The 16,994-nt window shown below is 65.8% G+C and carries 11 protein-coding genes; 3 read left to right on the forward strand and 8 right to left on the reverse strand.

Going from position 1 to position 16,994, the window contains the following annotated elements; all coding sequences use genetic code 11:
- The first annotated feature begins 1 nt into the window (after position 1).
- Positions 2–2,806 carry a malto-oligosyltrehalose synthase gene (gene treY / locus ACQR1L_RS22765; protein WP_434860159.1) on the forward strand — a complete coding sequence of 935 codons (2,805 nt, stop codon included), beginning with the start codon at positions 2–4 and terminating at the stop codon, positions 2,804–2,806.
- On the opposite strand, the gene ACQR1L_RS22770 is transcribed toward treY, so the two are convergent.
- Entirely contained in the window at positions 2,807–3,118 is a 312-nt protein-coding gene (locus ACQR1L_RS22770; RefSeq protein WP_434860160.1) for a polyhydroxyalkanoic acid system family protein, read from the reverse strand.
- Between the two features lie 171 nt (positions 3,119–3,289).
- Between ACQR1L_RS22770 and ACQR1L_RS22775 the strand changes: the two genes are divergently transcribed.
- Entirely contained in the window at positions 3,290–3,454 is a 165-nt protein-coding gene (locus ACQR1L_RS22775) for a DUF3309 family protein (protein ID WP_006614022.1), read from the forward strand.
- 68 nt (positions 3,455–3,522) lie between these two features.
- Here ACQR1L_RS22775 and ligD read toward each other — a convergent pair whose 3' ends face one another.
- Positions 3,523–6,252, reverse strand: a complete 2,730-nt coding sequence (gene ligD / locus ACQR1L_RS22780) for a DNA ligase D (RefSeq protein ID WP_434860161.1) — start codon at positions 6,250–6,252, stop codon at positions 3,523–3,525.
- 822 nt (positions 6,253–7,074) lie between these two features.
- Here ligD and ACQR1L_RS22785 point away from each other — a divergent pair.
- Positions 7,075–7,953, forward strand: coding sequence for a Ku protein (locus ACQR1L_RS22785; protein WP_434860162.1), 879 nt, complete (start codon positions 7,075–7,077; stop codon positions 7,951–7,953).
- Positions 7,954–8,400: 447 nt separating this feature from the next.
- Here ACQR1L_RS22785 and ACQR1L_RS22790 read toward each other — a convergent pair whose 3' ends face one another.
- The 6 genes from ACQR1L_RS22790 to kdpA all read right to left on the reverse strand — a co-directional run bounded on the left by ACQR1L_RS22790 (position 8,401) and on the right by kdpA (position 16,980).
- The gene (locus ACQR1L_RS22790; protein ID WP_434860163.1) at positions 8,401–8,703 is read right to left on the reverse strand and encodes a DUF6496 domain-containing protein; all 303 of its coding nucleotides are present in this window, start codon (positions 8,701–8,703) and stop codon (positions 8,401–8,403) included.
- Positions 8,704–8,950: 247 nt separating this feature from the next.
- Positions 8,951–9,640 (reverse strand): response regulator, encoded by a 690-nt coding sequence (locus ACQR1L_RS22795; protein WP_434860164.1) that lies wholly within the window; start codon positions 9,638–9,640, stop codon positions 8,951–8,953.
- Positions 9,637–12,354, reverse strand: a complete 2,718-nt coding sequence (locus ACQR1L_RS22800; protein ID WP_434860165.1) for a DUF4118 domain-containing protein — start codon at positions 12,352–12,354, stop codon at positions 9,637–9,639. Before ACQR1L_RS22800 ends, ACQR1L_RS22795 begins: the two co-directional genes overlap by 4 nt.
- A 64-nt stretch (positions 12,355–12,418) precedes the next feature.
- A complete protein-coding gene (locus tag ACQR1L_RS22805) occupies positions 12,419–13,027 on the reverse strand; it encodes a K(+)-transporting ATPase subunit C (protein WP_434860166.1) in 609 nt (202 codons plus the stop codon).
- Positions 13,028–13,142: 115 nt separating this feature from the next.
- Entirely contained in the window at positions 13,143–15,260 is a 2,118-nt protein-coding gene (gene kdpB, locus ACQR1L_RS22810) for a potassium-transporting ATPase subunit KdpB (RefSeq protein ID WP_434860167.1), read from the reverse strand.
- A 16-nt stretch (positions 15,261–15,276) separates the two neighbouring features.
- Positions 15,277–16,980 carry a potassium-transporting ATPase subunit KdpA gene (kdpA, locus tag ACQR1L_RS22815; RefSeq protein WP_434860168.1) on the reverse strand — a complete coding sequence of 568 codons (1,704 nt, stop codon included), beginning with the start codon at positions 16,978–16,980 and terminating at the stop codon, positions 15,277–15,279.
- Between the last annotated feature and the right edge of the window lie 14 nt (positions 16,981–16,994).

Below are 16,994 nucleotides of genomic sequence, written 5' to 3' on the forward strand. Positions count from 1 at the left end.
CATGCCTCCAGCCATTCCGCTCGCGACCTATCGCCTGCAGCTCACCGCCGACTTCAACTTCGAGGCGGCGGCGCGCATCGTGCCGTACCTGAAGGCGCTCGGCATCAGCCATGTCTACGCCTCGCCGTTCATGACGGCGCGCAAGGGCTCGACCCACGGCTATGACATCACCGACCATACCAAGCTCAATCCGGAGCTCGGCGGCGAGGACGGCTTTGCCAAGCTCAGCGCAGCGCTGAAGGCGCACGACCTCGGCCTGATCCTCGATTTCGTGCCCAACCATGTCGGCGTGCATTTCGACGACAATCCCTGGTGGCTCGACGTGCTCGAATGGGGCCAGGCCTCGCCGCACGCGGCCTCGTTCGACATCGACTGGGACCAGTTGCCCTATCGCGCGCGCGGCGGCGTGCTGCTGCCGATCATCGGCACCTCCTACGGCCATGCGCTCGAACATGGCGACATCGAGCTGCGCTACGATCCGGACGAAGGCTCGTTCTCCTGCTGGTACTTCGAGCACCGATTGCCGGTCGCACCGGAGCGTTACGGCGAGATGCTGCGCATTATCGTCAAGGATGCCGGCGAGGACAGCAGCGAGGCCGGCAAGGCCATCCTGGAGCTTGCCTCGCGCTACCCCGGCCTGCGCCATCCGAACCGCAAGGAAGCGCCGGGCTTCAAGGCCGCGCTCAAGGCCATTGCCGGTGCTGCCGACGTCATTGCTCGCGGCCTCTCGGCCTACAAGGCGGGCGAAGGTCGCCCTGCGCAGACACTGGCTCTGCACCATCTGCTGGAGCGGCAGCACTACAAGCTCGGCCATTGGCGGCTGGCATCCAGCGACATCAACTACCGCCGCTTCTTCGACGTCAACACGCTGGCCGGCCTTCGCGTCGAGGATGCCGGCACGTTCGAGGCGATCCATCGGCTCGTCAAGAAGCTGATCGCAGACGGCCAATTGCAGGGGCTGCGGCTCGACCACATCGACGGCCTGCGCGATCCCGCGCAATACTTCCAGCGCCTGCGTCGTCTCATTCGCGACGCGCGTGGGCCGGCGGTCGGACCTTTCTATGTGGTCATTGAAAAGATCCTCTGCGAGCACGAGAAGCTGCCGAGCTTTGCCGGCGTTCACGGCACCACCGGCTACGAGTGGATGAACGTCATCACGCAGCTCCTGATCGATGGCAAGGGGCTGGAGCCGCTCGACGAGATCTGGCGCCAGATCAGCAACAAGCCGCCGAAGCTTGCGCCCGTCATCAAGGAAGCCAAGCGGCGCGTGCTGGAGACGTTGCTGACCTCCGAGTTCACCGTGCTGACGCGCCTGCTCGCACGCATCGCCAACGGCCACTACTCCACGCGCGACTATTCCGAGGACAGCCTGCGACAGGCGCTCGAATTGTACGTGCTGCACTTCCCGGTCTACCGCACCTATCTCACCGGCGCCGGTCCGACCGAGGCGGACCGCAAGCTGATCGACCATGCCATTGCCGGCGCCCGCGCCGAATGGTTCGCGTCCGACGGCTCGATCTTCGATTTCCTGCGCGACGCGCTGACGATGGACCTCATCAAGCGTGACCGCAACACCACCCACTCCGTCCCGCGCGTGCGCCGCTTTGCGCTGAAGGTGCAGCAGTTCACCGGGCCTGTCATGGCGAAGTCGCTGGAGGACACCGGCTTCTATCGCTTCCACCGGCTGCTCGCGCTCAACGAGGTCGGCGGCGATCCGTCGGCGCATGCGATGGCGATTTCCGACTTCCACGAGCTGATGCAGGATCGCGCCAAGCACTGGCCGCACGGCATGACGGCCACCGCCACCCATGACACCAAACGCGGCGAGGATGCGCGCACGCGCCTTGCCGCGCTCACCGAGCTGCCCCACGACTGGACCTCGGCGGTGGCACGCTGGAAGACCATGAACGCGCCGCATGTCGTCACCGACGGCTCCATGCGGGCGCCATCGGCGACGTTCGAATACATGCTCTACCAGACCCTGGTCGGCATCTGGCCCGCCACGGGCTGGGACGACAGCCTCCCCGAGCGCTTGCAGGCCTATGCGCTGAAGGCGGCGCGGGAGGGCAAGCAGGAGACCAGCTGGCTCAATCCGAACGAGGCGTATGAGGCCGGATTGCGCGCCTTCATCGAGCGCGTCCTGGACCGCCAGCATTCGGCGGAGTTCCTGCAGTCGCTGGAGACCGTCGCCAAACGCGTGGCGCTGCTCGGGGCACTCAATTCGCTGACGCAGGTCACGCTGAAGGTGACGATGCCGGGCGTGCCCGATTTCTACCAGGGCACGGAGTTCTGGGATCTGTCGATGGTCGATCCCGACAACCGCCGCCCGGTCGATTTTGCCGCGCGCGAGCAGGCGCTGCGCGAGAGCGAAGCGCCGGACTGGGCTGCCCTCGCAGACCACTGGCCGGACGGTCGCATCAAACTGGCCTGGACGCGGCAGCTCATCAAGCTCCGCAACGAACTCGCTACGGTGTTCACCGACGGCTCTTACGAACCGCTCGAGGTCACCGGCCGTCATGCCGAACACATCCTCGCCTTCGCGCGCCGTCGCGGCCGCGAGGCGGTGATCGTGGTCGCCGCTCGCACGCTGGCGCCGTTCACGGATAGCGGCCGCGTCTGGCCGCATGCGGATGCGTTCGACGCGAACGTGCATCTTCCCGGCTATTCCGCACCTCAGATCCAGAACGGCGCCCTCCCCGTCTCCGCGCTGTTCACCCATCTCCCGGCTGCGGTGCTTGCGGCCCGCGTGGAAAGTTCCTCCGATCACAGTGCCAAGCCAGCGCCTGCATTGGCGCCGCAGAGCTGATCAGCTCTTCTTCGTCAGCAACAGCTGGCCGCGACTGCGGATGGCGTTCTGCGCGGCTTCGGCAAAGCGCTGCAGCAGCCAGGGCAGCGTAACCTCGACCTGGACGCGATCCTCGCCGACGTCGACATGGCCGGACGCCGCCTGCCCGAGCGCGCGCACGCGAAAGAACATCTTGTCACCCTCCCAGCGCTCCTCATCGACGCTGAGCACCGGAAGACTGCTCGCGGCCCTGCTCAGTCCGGATTGCAGCCGACGCACCGCCTCGTCCTTGCCGAGACGGTGCGGAATGGAAACGACAAGCGGCCTTGACATCGCAATCTCCTGACTAACAACCGTCCTGATGTAGTCACGCCGCGCACCGACCGCAAAGCCACACCCCTTATTTTACCTGATCCACTTCCGGAACTTTCGAAGTTCCGACCAGTTTCCTCGGCGAAGGCAGAGTGACGCACCGCCCCGCTGCCGGGCTCTGGAGGGAAGTACATGTCCATCGGAACGATCATCCTCATCATTCTCATCATCGCCCTGCTCGGCGGCTTCTCCGGCATCGGCGGCGGCCCGTTCTACGGCACCGGCTATTACGGCGGCGGCGGCCTCGGCCTGATCATCGTTATCGTGCTGATCCTGGTCCTGCTCGGACGGATTTGATTCAGGTGCGATAATTCTTCGGGCAGACGTGGCATTGGCCATGTCTGCCCGAACGTCCTAACAGCCTCTCACAATTTGTCCGTCAGCTTTTTGATCGCCGGCTTGATCGCTCCTGCCGCGTCATCATAGCCATCCCACGCCTTAGTCTTGGCCAACAACCCCGGCACTGTGCGAACCGTAAAGCGCTTCGGATCCAGCCCATTCTTCACCTGCGCCCAGGTGATCGGCATCGACACGGTCGCACCGTCGCGCGCCCGCGGCGACAGCACCGCGACCGCGGTCGACATCCGATCATTGCGCAGATAGTCGAGGAAGATCTTCCCTTTGCGCAGCTTCTTCGACATGTTCAGCAGGTAATCCTCAGGATGGTCATTGGCCATCCACTGGCACACGCCCTGCGCAAACGCCTTCGCCTCTGGCCACGTCACCTTATCGCGCGCGCCATGCAGCAGCGGCGTGACCACATGCAAGCCTTTGCCTCCAGTGGTCTTGCAGAAGCTCTCCAGGCCCAGCGTCTTCAGGCGCTGCCGCATCTCCTTGGCCGCGGCGATCACCTCCTCGAACGCGACGTTCGGCGCCGGATCGAGATCGAACACCAGGCGTCCCGGCACGTCGTAGGCATCCGGCGCGCAATTCCACGGATGCAGCTCGACCGCGGCGACCTGCGCCACCGCGATGAGGCCCTCGACCCGGTCGATCTGCAGATAGGGCTTTCGATCGCCGGACACTTTCACCAGCTCCAGCAGATCGGACATGCCTTGCATGCCGTGCCGCTGGAAAAACCGCTCGCCGCCGATGCCGTCGGGCGCACGCACGATCGAGCACGGGCGCCCTTTGAGATGATCGATCATCCAGTCGCCGACGGCTTCGAGGTAGTTGGCGAGATCGAGCTTGGTCACCGGCTCGCCGTCACCGGCATCCGGCCACAGCGCCTTGTCCGGCTTGGAGATCGCGACGCCCATCACTGTCGCCGAACTCTTGGATCGCGACGGCGTCTTGTGCACGGTCGTGCCGCCGGTGGCGACTGTCGCCGCGGCGCGCGCCACCGGCTTCGTCACCTTTGCCGTGACGACCGGCTCCTCGGCAACAACCTCATGCGCCGGCTTGTCCTGGCGCAGTCCCTTGAACGAGGCCTGCCTGACATTGTTGTCTGCGGTCCAGCCGGCGAACTCGATCTCGGCGACGAGCTCAGGCTTCAGCCAATGCACCTCGCGCGCCTTGCGCGGCGCATTCTTGCCGCTGAACGGGCTCTTGTCGGAGGCAGCCGCCTTCAGCGCCGGCATGATCTCCTTCACCATATCCTGGCCGAAGCCGGTGCCGACGATGCCGACATAAGCGAGATGGTCGTCCTTGTTGACGCCGACCATCAGCGAGCGGAATTTGCCGTTGGTCGTCTTCCAGCCGCCGATGACGACCTCGTGGCCGGGCCGCGTCTTGGCCTTGGTCCAGCTCTCGGTGCGCCCGGAGTGATAGGCGGAGTCCAGCTTCTTCGAGACGATGCCTTCGAGGTTCAGCTTGCGTGCCGAGTCCAGCACGGCCTCGCCGTCGCTCTCGAAATGCTCGACATAGCGGATAACGGGCGTCCTGCCCTTCATGTTCGCCTTCAGCAGCTTCGCCAGGCGTGCCTTCCGCTCGCGCAGCGGCTGGCGGCGCAGGTCGAACTCCTCGACGAACATCAGGTCGAAGGCAAAGAACACCAGCTCATCCGTCTGCCCGGACGAGATCGCCGCCTGCAGCGCCGAGAAGTTCGGGTTGCCGTCCTTGTCGAGCGCGACGATCTCGCCATCGATGATCGCATCCGGCAGCTTGGCCGCGGCTTCCGCGATCGCGCCGAACTTGGCGGTCCAGTCGAGGCCCTTGCGCGTCTTCAAGGTCGCCTGGCCGTCCTCGACCCGGATCTGCACGCGATAGCCGTCGAACTTGATCTCGTGCGCCCAGCCCTCGCCGCTCGGCGGCGCCGCGACGGAGGTACAGAGCTCGGGCGGCACGAAGTCGGGCAGCGACGCGACGGTTTTGGGCTCGATGGTCTTCGTCGCACGCTGGGCCTTCGCGCCACTGGCCTTCGTGGCCTTGGCTCTTGCGGCTTTGGCTTTTGGCGACGGCGCCTTGGTCGATCCCTTGTTGATCTTCGTCTCGCTATCGCCGCGGTTGGAGTGCCACACGGCATCGGCATTCATGCGCTGCGTCTTGGCCAGCATGAACGGCTTCGGCGCCTTGCCCTTGCCGGCGGCGATCTGCTCCATCGAGCGTCCCGACGCGACCGACTTGTCGGCCTCGAGGATGTCGTTCGCCTCGCCCTCCCTGGCGAATTCGTCGCGATGCTTGATCAGCAGCCAATTGGTGCGCTTGCCGCCGGTGCGGTCGTGGCGCATCCGCACCAGCACCCAGCTGCCATGCAGCTTCTCGCCGTCCAGCGTGAACTTCAGATCGCCCTTCTTGAAGCCGCGCTCGGGATCGTCGCTCTCCCAAGTGCCGCGGTCCCACAGCATGACGGTGCCGCCGCCATACTCGCCTTCGGGAATGGTGCCTTCGAAATCGCCATAATCGAGCGGATGATCCTCGACCTCCACCGCGAGCCGCTTGTCGTGCGGATCGAGCGACGGCCCCTTGGTCACCGCCCAAGACTTGAAGACGCCGCCGAATTCGAGCCTGAGATCGTAGTGCAGCCGGGTGGCGTCGTGCTTCTGAATGACGAAGCGCGGACGGTCGGCCGGCGCGACCTTGGCCTCGCCGGACGGCTCTGCCGTTTTCTCGAAATCACGTTTCTTGCGATAGGTGGAGAGCTTCTTGAGCGCCACGGTGATCCCTCGCGTTGAGCGGTAGCGTAGCAAAGCCGGCGGGGTCGTGGAACCGGCCGATCCTGTTGGATAACACCGGGCAAAGTTCCGCGTTCCCGGCGCTCGTTGGAGCTCGGGTGTTGCCGCCGTCCGCCCTCCGCGACACGCGAGAGGGTGCAGGGAAGGCCGGGTGCTGACCGCGGCCCATGGCCCGCCTGCAACACGAAAAGCAGGCGGCAGTCACCACAGGTACGGCCCTCAACCGGCCTTCCCTGCGCGATGGTGTTAACGCTTACTTCGCGATCTCCCCGGTGTCCGGCTTGTTAGCCACCGTCGCCCGCGCGCCTGGCCGGCAGCACGGACTTGACGCCAGCATCGGGGCGCCAGGACCACGCGACTTCACGTCCGAGAGGCCGCGCTCGTCCGCGCATGACAGCGCACGCTGCCGTCTCGTCCATCGCCTCCCACACTCCACGTATCGTGACGACGCGTACGCCCTCTGCATGAGGCGGGATGCGCGGAAAGATCGGCCTGATTTACCCGACGTGGCAAGGGATTGTTGGTGCGACATAGTAACCCGACGGGCATGCTCCATCGTAACGCCCCCTTTCGCTATGCAGAGCCGATCATACCCGCTACTTCCACGGCGTCATGGCCGGGCTTGTCCCGGCCATCCACGTCGTTCGGCGGATGCGGGTCGACGTGGATGCCCGGGACAAGCCCGGGCATGACGAGTAACAAACAGGCGGCGCATCCGGGGTAATTGCTCCAAGCCGCTGCACACGGAACCGCAACGACGACTTATCCGTTGCAACGCTGTCCTCACCGTTCACGGAGATCCCGATGGCCCCCCGCGCCTATTGGAAAGGCTCGCTCAAACTCTCGCTCGTCAGTTGTCCTGTCGTGCTCTATCCGGCGTCCACATCCGTGGAGAAGACGCGCTTCCACCTGATCAACCGCGAGACCGGCAACCGGCTGAAGCAGCAGATGATCGACGCCGAGACCGGCGACATCGTCGAGGGCGATCAGAAGGGCCGCGGCTATGAGCTGTCCAAGGGACAGTATGTCGAGATCGAACCGGAGGAGCTGGAGGCGGTCCAGATCGAGAGCAACCATACGATCGACATCGACAGCTTCGTGCCGCGCGACGAGATCGACCAGCGCTATCTCAACCACCCCTATTATATTGCCCCCGACGGCAAGGCCGCGATCGACGCCTTCGCGGTGATCCGCGACGCCATGAAGGACCAGGACCGGGTCGCGCTGGCGCGCATCGTGCTGACGCATCGCGAGCACATCATCGCCATCGAGCCGATGGGCAAGGGCATGCTCGGCACCACCATGCGCTTCCCCTACGAGCTACGCGACGAGGCGGAGTTCTTCGACGACATCAAGTCGCCGAAGATCACCAAGGACATGGTGGAGCTGGCGGGCCACATCCTCCAGACCAAGGCCGCACACTTCAAACCGTCGGAGTTCAAGGACCAGTACGAGACCGCGCTGAAGGCGCTGGTCAAGCGCAAGGCCTCGGGCAAGCCGATCAAGCTGCCGGAGCCGGAGGAGACGTCCGGCAACGTGGTCAGCCTGATGGATGCGCTGAAGCAGAGCCTGGGCAAGGGTGGGAAGAAGGCGGCACGGGCGCCGTCGCGGCGCGCGCCTGCGCATCGGCGGCCGGCAAAGAAGGCGCATCGCTCGGCGGCGCGGCAGAGGAAGGCGGGTTAGCGAGACCCTGGATCTTGGGGACAGCACGCAGGAGAGGCCCGCCTCGCGATCCTGGCCTCATGGTTCGAGACGCGCCGCCCTGTGCACCTTTGGTCTGGTTCGCAGGTCGGCTCGGCGCTCCTCACCATGAGGGTCTGGCACCGAAACGGGTCCCGCGCACCGACCATGAACATGCCGACCGGCGTGTTCATGGAGAGTTAAGCGCCACGGCGCTGCTTTCTACGCCTCAACTCTCCATTGAGACGCCGGCTGGCGTACTGATGGTCAATGTGCAGGACCGCCCTCGGTGCATGCCCCTTTCCATGAACACGCCTATCGGCGTGTTCATGGTCGGTGTGCAAGCCCCCTTTTGGGTGCCAGACCCTCATGGTGAGGAGCGCCGAGCACGAAAGCGGATCATGAAGGCAGTGTTCGTGGCGGCGCGTCTCGAACCATGAGGCCGAGGTCTCAGCTCGTCTTCGACGACTTCTTCTTCGTCGTTTTCTTGGTTGTCTTCTTCGTGCTCTTCTTGCTCGAACTTTTCGACGACTTCTTTGCGGTCTTCTTCGCCGACGATTTCGCGCTTTTCTTCGCGGGCACCTTCTTGCCTTCGCGGCGCGCCTCGGAGAGGCCGATCGCGATCGCCTGCTTGCGGCTCTTGACCTTGCGGCCGGAGCCGCCGCTCTTCAGCGTGCCGGCCTTGCGCTTCTTCATCGCGCGCTCGACGTCCTTGGAGGCGCCCTTGGAGTATTTGCGTGCTGTCTTTGCCATCAACATGGTCTCCCTGTGACAGCACAATCACGAGAGCAGGCGATGGTTCCGATTTCGAGGAACTAACGCGACGGAGAGAGCTCTCGCGTGTCGGTGTGCACCACCCGTGTCGCTGCCCCTCACCCCAGCCCTCTCCCCGTAAGAACGGGGAGAGGGAGCGCAGAGTGCTTGGGGCAGAGAGCTCGGGATGCGTCGGCCAGAAGGCGCATCTCCATGGAGATACGAAGCTCGACATCGCAAAGAAGCATTAATCCGGTGCGCGCAGGCGATAGCCGATGCCGGTTTCCGTGAGCACGAAGTGCGGGCGCTCCGGATCGGTCTCGATCTTCTGGCGGAGCTGGCGGACGTAGACGCGGAGATATTGCGCGTCGGTCAGTTCGTCCCACAGCTCCTTCAGCAGGAAGCGATGCGTCAGGACCTTGCCGGCGTGCTGGACCAGCACGCGCAGCAGATCATATTCCTTCGGCGACAGCTTGATCTCGCGCTCGCCGAGCTTGACGATGCGGCGAACGAGATCGACGGAGAGATCGCCGGTGCGGAACACCGGGCGCTCGCCCTGGACCTGCAACTGATGGCGCAGCGCCGCGCGCAGGCGCGCCAGCAGTTCGTCCATGCCGAACGGCTTTGTGATGTAGTCGTCGGCGCCGAGATCGAGCGCCTTGACCTTGCCGGCCTCGTCGCCACGACTCGACAGCACCACGACCGGAATGCTGTCGTTGCGCGCCCGGATGGTGCGCAGCAGCTCGTGGCCGTCGATGTCCGGCAGGCCGAGATCGAGGATGATCAAGGCCGGTTCCTCGGCGAGTTTCTCGAGCGCGACCTTGCCGCTCGGCGCCTCCAGGATCTCATAGCCCTGCGTCGCCAGGCCCATCCGCAGCAGTTTTCGGATCGGCGGCTCATCGTCGATCACGAGCACCTTGATCGGCGCACCGGTCATGCGGCGGTCTCCAGAGGTCTCACCTGCGCGGGCACCGGCAGGCGGATGGTGAGAACGGCGCCGCTGCGGTCGGTGCGATTGCCCGCGGTCATGCGGCCATGCATCGCCTCGACGAAGCCGCGCGAGATCGCGAGGCCGAGGCCGGTGCCGGGGCGCACCTGGTCGCCCTTCTGCACGCGATAGAACTTGTCGAACACGTGCTCGACCTCGTCGGGCGGAATGCCGTCGCCCTCGTCCCTGACGTCGAGCACCACCCAGGCGCCGTCACGCCGCGAGCGCAGCTCGATCGTCGTGCCGGCCGGCGCATATTTCGCGGCATTGTCGAGCAGGTTGAACAGCACCTGCTCGAACAGCACGGCGTCGAGCTCGAGCATCGGCAGGTCTGCGGCAAGCTCCAGCGCGATCGTGTGGCCCGACAGGATCTTGCCGGCGCGGCGCAGCGCGCTGCCGACGATCTCACCGAGGTCATGCAGCGCGCTGTTCGGCTTGATGGCACCGGATTCGAGCTTGGTCATGTCGAGCAGGTTGGCGATGAACCGGTTCAGCCGCTCGGACTCGTCGATGACGGTGGCGAGCAGATCGAGCTTCTCGCGGTCGGACAACCGCGTCGCGAGGTCGCGCATGGTCGATGCCGCGCCGAGCACCGAAGCGAGCGGCGTCTTGAGGTCGTGCGAGATCGAGGTCAGCAGCGCCGAGCGCAGCCGGTCCTGCTCCATGCTGCGCTTGACCTTGTCCATGTCCTCGACCAGCAGCACGCGCTCGATCGCCAGCGCGCCCTGGTCGACCAGCGCATCGAGCAGCCGGCGCTGGTCGGGCGTCAGCAGCGGCCCGGTGCGGTCGTCGTCGATACCGATGACGCCGATCAGGCCGCGGCCGGTGCGCATCGGCAGGAACAGGCGCTTGGCGCCGGGCAAGGTGTCGGAGCCGCGGCCCGCGGCGCGATCGTTGGCGAACGCCCAGCTCGCGGCGGCGAGATCGGCATCGTCGAGCTGATCCTCCGGCGGATAGCCGGCCATCACGGTGAGCTTGCCGTCCTGCGGCAGCAGCAGCACGACGCGGACCTTCAGCATCAGCGCGGCCTGATAGGCCGTCGCCCACAGCACGTCGTCGAGCGTCGCCGTGCCCGCAAGCTTGCGGCTGAAGGCATAGAGCTGTTCGGTGGTGCGGATGCGCTGGGTCGCCGCATCGGCCTGCACGCGCACGCGCGCGGCGACGTTCGACACCAGCATCGCGATGAGCATGAAGAAGAAGAAGGCCGCGACGTTGGTCGGGTCAGTGATCGTGAAGGTGTAGAGCGGCGGCAGGAAGAAGAAATTGTAGCAGAGCGAGGAGACGAAGCTCGCCAGCAGCGACGGCCCCAGCCCGTAGCGCGCGGCAACGCTGACCACGGCGGTGAGGAAGACGAGGTCGACATTCTCGATGCCGAAAAACGGCTGGATCAGCTCGGCGAGACCGAGGCCGACGGCCGTGATCAGCAGCGCCATCAGATACGGCTTGGGCCGCAAAGGCTCGCTGCGGGCGCGGGTCTGCACCACGGGCTCTGCCGCGTCCGACGGCTCCTCGCCGGGAATGACGTGAATGGAGATGTGGCCGGCGCGGCGCACGAGATCGTGCACCACCGAGCCCCTGACGATCTCGAACAGGCGCGAGCGCTGCGACTTGCCGATGACGATCTGGGTGACGTTGTGACCTTGCGCGAAGCTGATGAGATCGTCGGCGATGCGGCGGCCGACGCCGGGGATGGTCAGCGCTTCGCCGCCGAGCGATTCGGCCAGGCGCAGCGTATCGGCAAGGCGGTCGCGCTGCTTGTCCGAGAGCTGGAGATTGCGCCGCGTTTCGATCGTGACCGCCGTCCACGGCGCATGGACCCGGTCGGCGAGGCGCTTGGTGTAGCGCACGAGGCCCGCGGCGCGCGGATCCTCGGAGACGCAGACCAGAATGCGCTCGCCGGCCGCCCAGGGCCCGGCGATGGCGTTGGCCTGCATGTGGTTGAGCAGCTGCTCGTCGACCCGCTCGGCGGTCCGGCGCAGCGCCAGCTCGCGCAAGGCGGTCAGATTGCCGGGCGAGAAATAATGCTCCAGCGCGCGCTCGGCCTGCTTGGGCACATAGACCTTGCCCTCCTTCAGCCGCTGGATCAGGTCGTCGGGCGTGAGGTCGATCAGCTCGATCGCGTCGGCGCGGTCGAAGATCGAATCCGGCACGGTCTCCCGCACCCGGACATGGGTGATCTGGGCGACGACGTCGTTGAGGCTCTCGATGTGCTGGACGTTGACGGCCGTATAGACGTCGATGCCGTGCGACAGCAGCTCCTCGACGTCGAGATAGCGCTTCGGGTGCCGGCTGCCGGCGACGTTGGTATGCGCGAGCTCGTCGACGATCGCGAGCTTCGGGCGGCGTGCGATGACGGCGTCCAGGTCCATCTCCTCGATGACCTGGTCCTTGTAGGCGATGCGCTTGCGCGGGATCACCTCGAGCCCGCGCACCAGCGCCTCGGTCTCCACCCGGCCGTGGGTCTCGACGAAGCCAATGACCACGTCAATGCCGGCCTTCATCCGGGCATGCGCGCTCGACAGCATCTCATAGGTCTTGCCGACGCCGGGGGCGGCGCCGACGAAGATCTTGAGCTTGCCGGCAGGACTCTCCTCCCGCCGGGCTGCCTCGAGCAGGGCTTCCGGCGAGGGACGCTGATCAGGATCGCGGCGTTGGCTGGCCATGCGGCATTATAGACGGAGGTCCCCCGAGGCCAAGACAAGGGCGCAAGGCGACCTCACTTGGCCGTTACTTGGTTGCCGTTGCGGCATCGAGCGCCAGATTGAGCGCAAGCACGTTAACGCGGGGTTCGCCGAGCAGCCCGATCAGCCGCCCGTCGGTGTTTTTCGCCACCAGCGCCTGCACGCGATCCTCAGGGATACCGCGCGCCTTGGCGATGCGCGGCACCTGGAACAGCGCCGCCTCCGGCGAGATGTCCGGATCGAGACCACTCGCCGAGGATGTCACCAGGTCGACCGGCACCGGCTGCGCGGGGTTCTCGGACCTGAGCCTGTCGACGTCCTCCTTGACGCGATCGGCCAGCGCCTTGCTGGTCGGGCCGAGATTGGAGCCGGAGGAGTTGGCGGCGTTATAGGGCGCCGGCACGGTCTTGGTGGCGTCGTTCGGGTCGGCGGCCGTCGTCGCCGAGAGCCGGCCGTGGAAATACTTGTCGTCCTTGAACTCCTGGCCGATCAGCGCCGAGCCGATCACCTCGCCGTTGCGCGTGATCAGGCTGCCCTCGGCCTGCGCCGGGAAGATGGTGCCGGCGACGACGGTCATGCCGAGCGGATAGAGCAGGCCCGTGATGAGCGTCAGTGCGAGCAGAACGAAGATGGCGGGACGGATTTCTTTGAGCATGATGAGCTCTCCTATGTCTGCCGTCATTGCGAGGAGCGAAGCGACGAAGCAATCCAGGGCGGCGTGTGAGACTCTGGATTGCTTCGCTTCGCTCGCAATGACGGCGATTGGGGTGTCAGGCCAGATGCAAGGCGGTCACGAGCAGGTCGATCGCCTTGATGCCGATGAAGGGGATGATGATGCCGCCTAGGCCATAGATCAGCAGGTTGCGGCCGAGCAGCGCGCCGGCGCCGATGGCGCGGTAGGCGACGCCCTTCAGGGCCAGCGGGATCAGCGCGATGATGATCAGCGCGTTGAAGATGATCGCCGACAGGATCGCGCTCTGCGGGCTGGCGAGGTGCATCACGTTCAGCACGTCGAGCTGCGGGTAGAACGCCAGGAACATCGCCGGGATGATCGCGAAGTATTTGGCGACGTCGTTGGCGATCGAGAACGTGGTCAGCGCGCCACGCGTCATCAACAGCTGCTTGCCGATTTCGACCACCTCGATCAGCTTGGTCGGGTTGGAGTCGAGATCGACCATGTTGCCGGCCTCGCGCGCCGCCTGCGTGCCCGTGTTCATGGCGACGCCGACATCGGCCTGCGCCAGCGCCGGCGCGTCGTTGGTGCCGTCGCCGCACATCGCCACCAGCTTGCCCTTGGCCTGCTCGTCGCGGATCAGCTTGAGCTTGTCCTCGGGGGTGGCCTGGGCCAGGAAGTCGTCGACCCCGGCTTCGGCCGCGATCGCCGCCGCCGTCATCGGATTGTCGCCGGTGATCATGATGGTGCGGATGCCCATGCGGCGCAGCTCGGCGAAGCGCTCGCGGATGCCGCCCTTGACGATGTCCTTGAGCTGGATGACGCCGAGCAGGCGGCCGTCTTTCGCGACAGCCAGTGGCGTGCCGCCGGCTTTCGCGATCTCGTCCGAGATCGCGCGGATCTCGCGGGCCAGCTCGCTCTCCATCGGCTGGATCGCGCGCATCGTATTGCCCGAGGCGATCTGCATCGTTCCGCCGTTGATATAGTTGAGGATCGCGTCCACCGCGCCCTTCCGCACCGAGGAGCCGCCAGCATCGACGCCGCTCATGCGGGTCTGCGCCGTGAACGGCACGAAGGTGGCGCCGAGCTCGGACATGTCGCGGCCGCGGATGCCGTATTTCTCCTTGGCGAGCACCACGATCGAGCGCCCTTCCGGCGTCTCGTCGGCGAGCGAGGCGAGCTGCGCCGCGTCGGCGAGTTCCTGCTCGCTGACGCCCCTGACGGGACGGAACGCGGTCGCCTGGCGGTTGCCGAGCGTGATGGTGCCGGTCTTGTCGAGCAGCAGGGTATCGACGTCGCCGGCGGCCTCGACCGCACGGCCGGACATCGCCAGCACGTTGAAGCGCACCAGCCGGTCCATGCCGGCGATGCCGATGGCCGACAGCAGCGCGCCGATCGTGGTCGGGATCAAGGTCACGAACAGCGCCACCAGCACCACCACCGAGATCGAGCCGCCGGCATAGGCCGCGTAGCTCGGGATCGTGACGGTCGCGAACACGAAGATGATGGTGAGGCCGGCGAGCAGGATGTTGAGCGCGATCTCGTTCGGCGTCTTCTGCCGCTCGGCGCCCTCGACCAGTCTGATCATGCGATCGATGAAGGTCGAGCCCTGGGCGGCCGTGATGCGCACGCGGATCCAGTCCGACAGCACCTGCGTGCCGCCGGTCACCGCCGAACGGTCACCGCCGGACTCGCGGATGACAGGTGCGGACTCGCCGGTGATCGCAGCCTCGTTGACCGACGCGACGCCTTCGATCACCTCGCCGTCGGACGGGATGGTGTCCCCCGCCTCGACCAGCACGATGTCGCCGACCTTCAGGCTCGTGCCTGCCACCAGTCTGTAGCTGTGGTCAGCCGCGCTCGATCCGGTCAGCAGCTTGGCCTGGCTCTCGGTGCGGGTCTTGCGCAGCGAATCCGCCTGCGCCTTGCCGCGGCCTTCGGCGACGGCTTCGGCGAAATTGGCGAACAGCACGGTGAACCACAGCCAGAGAATGATCTGGAAGGTGAAGCCGAGATTGGCCCCGCCGGTGACGACGTCGCGCAGGAAGATCACCGTGGTGAGCGCCGCGACCACCTCGACGACGAACATCACGGGGTTCTTGATCATCAGCCGCGGGTCGAGCTTGACGAACGCCGCCTTGATGGCCGGCAGCAGGATCGCCGGATCGAGCATCGTCGACATCGACGAGCGCCTCGAGAGTTTGATGGTATCCATGGAGGTTGCTCCGAGATCAGAACACGGTGCCGGCGGTCATCGCGAGATGCTCGACGATCGGACCCAAGGCGAGTGCGGGGAAGAAGGTGAGGCCGCCGATGATCAGGATGACGCCGACGACGAGGCCGACGAACAGGCCGCCCGTCGTGGGCAGCGTGCCGGCGGAGGGCGGGATCGACTTCTTCTCGGCCAAGGAGCCTGCGATCGCCATCGCCGGGATGATCATGAAGAAGCGGCCGACGAACATCGAGCTTGCGAGCGTCAGATTGTAGAAGAAGGTGTTGCCTGTGAGGCCGCCGAACGCCGAGCCGTTGTTGGCGGTCGCCGAGGTGAAGGCGTAGAGAACCTCGGTGAAGCCGTGCGGGCCGGCATTGGCCATCGATGCCACGGCCGACGGCAGCACCACGGCGACGGCGGTCCAGCCGAGATACATCAGCGGCAGCACGAGAATCGCCAGCATCGCCATCTTGACCTCGCGGGCCTCGATCTTCTTGCCGACATATTCCGGCGTGCGTCCGACCATCAGGCCGGCGACGAAGATCGCGAGCACCACAAACAGCAGCATGCCGTAGAGGCCGGCGCCGACGCCGCCGACGATGATCTCGCCGAGCTGCATGTTGATCAGCGGGATCATGCCGCCGAGCGCGGTGAAGCTGTCATGCATCGCGTTGACGGCGCCGCACGACGCGGCGGTCGTGATCACGGCGAACAGCGCGGACGCGACGATGCCGAAGCGGACCTCCTTGCCCTCCATGTTGCCGCCGGTCAGTCCGAGCGCATTCAGCACATTGCTGCCGCTCGCTTCCGCCCAGTACGTCACGGCGACGCCGGCGATGAACAGCACGCCCATCACGGCGAGGATCGCCCAGCCCTGGCGCTGGTTGCCGACCATGCGGCCGAACACGTTGGTGAGCGCGGCGCCGAGCGCGAAGATCGAGATCATCTGGATGAAGTTCGACAGCGCGGTCGGATTCTCGAACGGATGCGCGGCATTGGCATTGAAGAAGCCGCCGCCATTGGTGCCGAGCATCTTGATCGCGACCTGCGAGGCCACCGGCCCGACCGCGATGGTCTGCTTGGCGCCTTCGAGCGTCGTCGCCTCGACATACGGCCCGAGCGTCTGCGGGATGCCCTGCCACACGAGGAAGAGCGTGTAGACGATGCACAGCGGCAGCAGGACGTAGAGCGTGCAGCGGGTCACATCCACCCAGAAATTACCGACGGTCCGCGCGGAAGCCCGCGCGAAGCCGCGGATCAGCGCGATCGCCAGCACGATGCCGGTGGCGGCCGAGAGGAAGTTCTGGTGCGTCAGGCCGAGCATCTGCACGAGATAGGACAGCGTGCTCTCGCCGCCGTAGTTCTGCCAGTTGGTGTTGGTGAGGAAGCTGATCGCGGTGTTGAACGACAGATCCTCAGCGACGGCCGACTGGCCGGCGGGGTTGAACGGCAGCACGGCCTGCAGCCGCATCACGCCGTAGATAATGAGAAAGCCGCCGACATGGAACAGCAGCATCGCGACCGTGTAGGTCAGCCAATGCTGCTCGCGGCGCTCGTCGACGCCGCCGATCCAGTAGATCGCGGATTCGACAGGGCGCAGCACGGGCGAGAGGACGGTACGTTCGCCGTCGAAGACGCGCGTCATGTACCAGCCGAGCGGCCTGGCGAGCGCGACGATGACGGCGCAATAAAGCAGGATCTGGATCCAGCCGATGACGGTCATGGGGATTGTCCTTG

It is taken from the genome of Bradyrhizobium sp. HKCCYLR20261 (assembly GCF_051168435.1).
GTDB lineage: Bacteria > Pseudomonadota > Alphaproteobacteria > Rhizobiales > Xanthobacteraceae > Bradyrhizobium.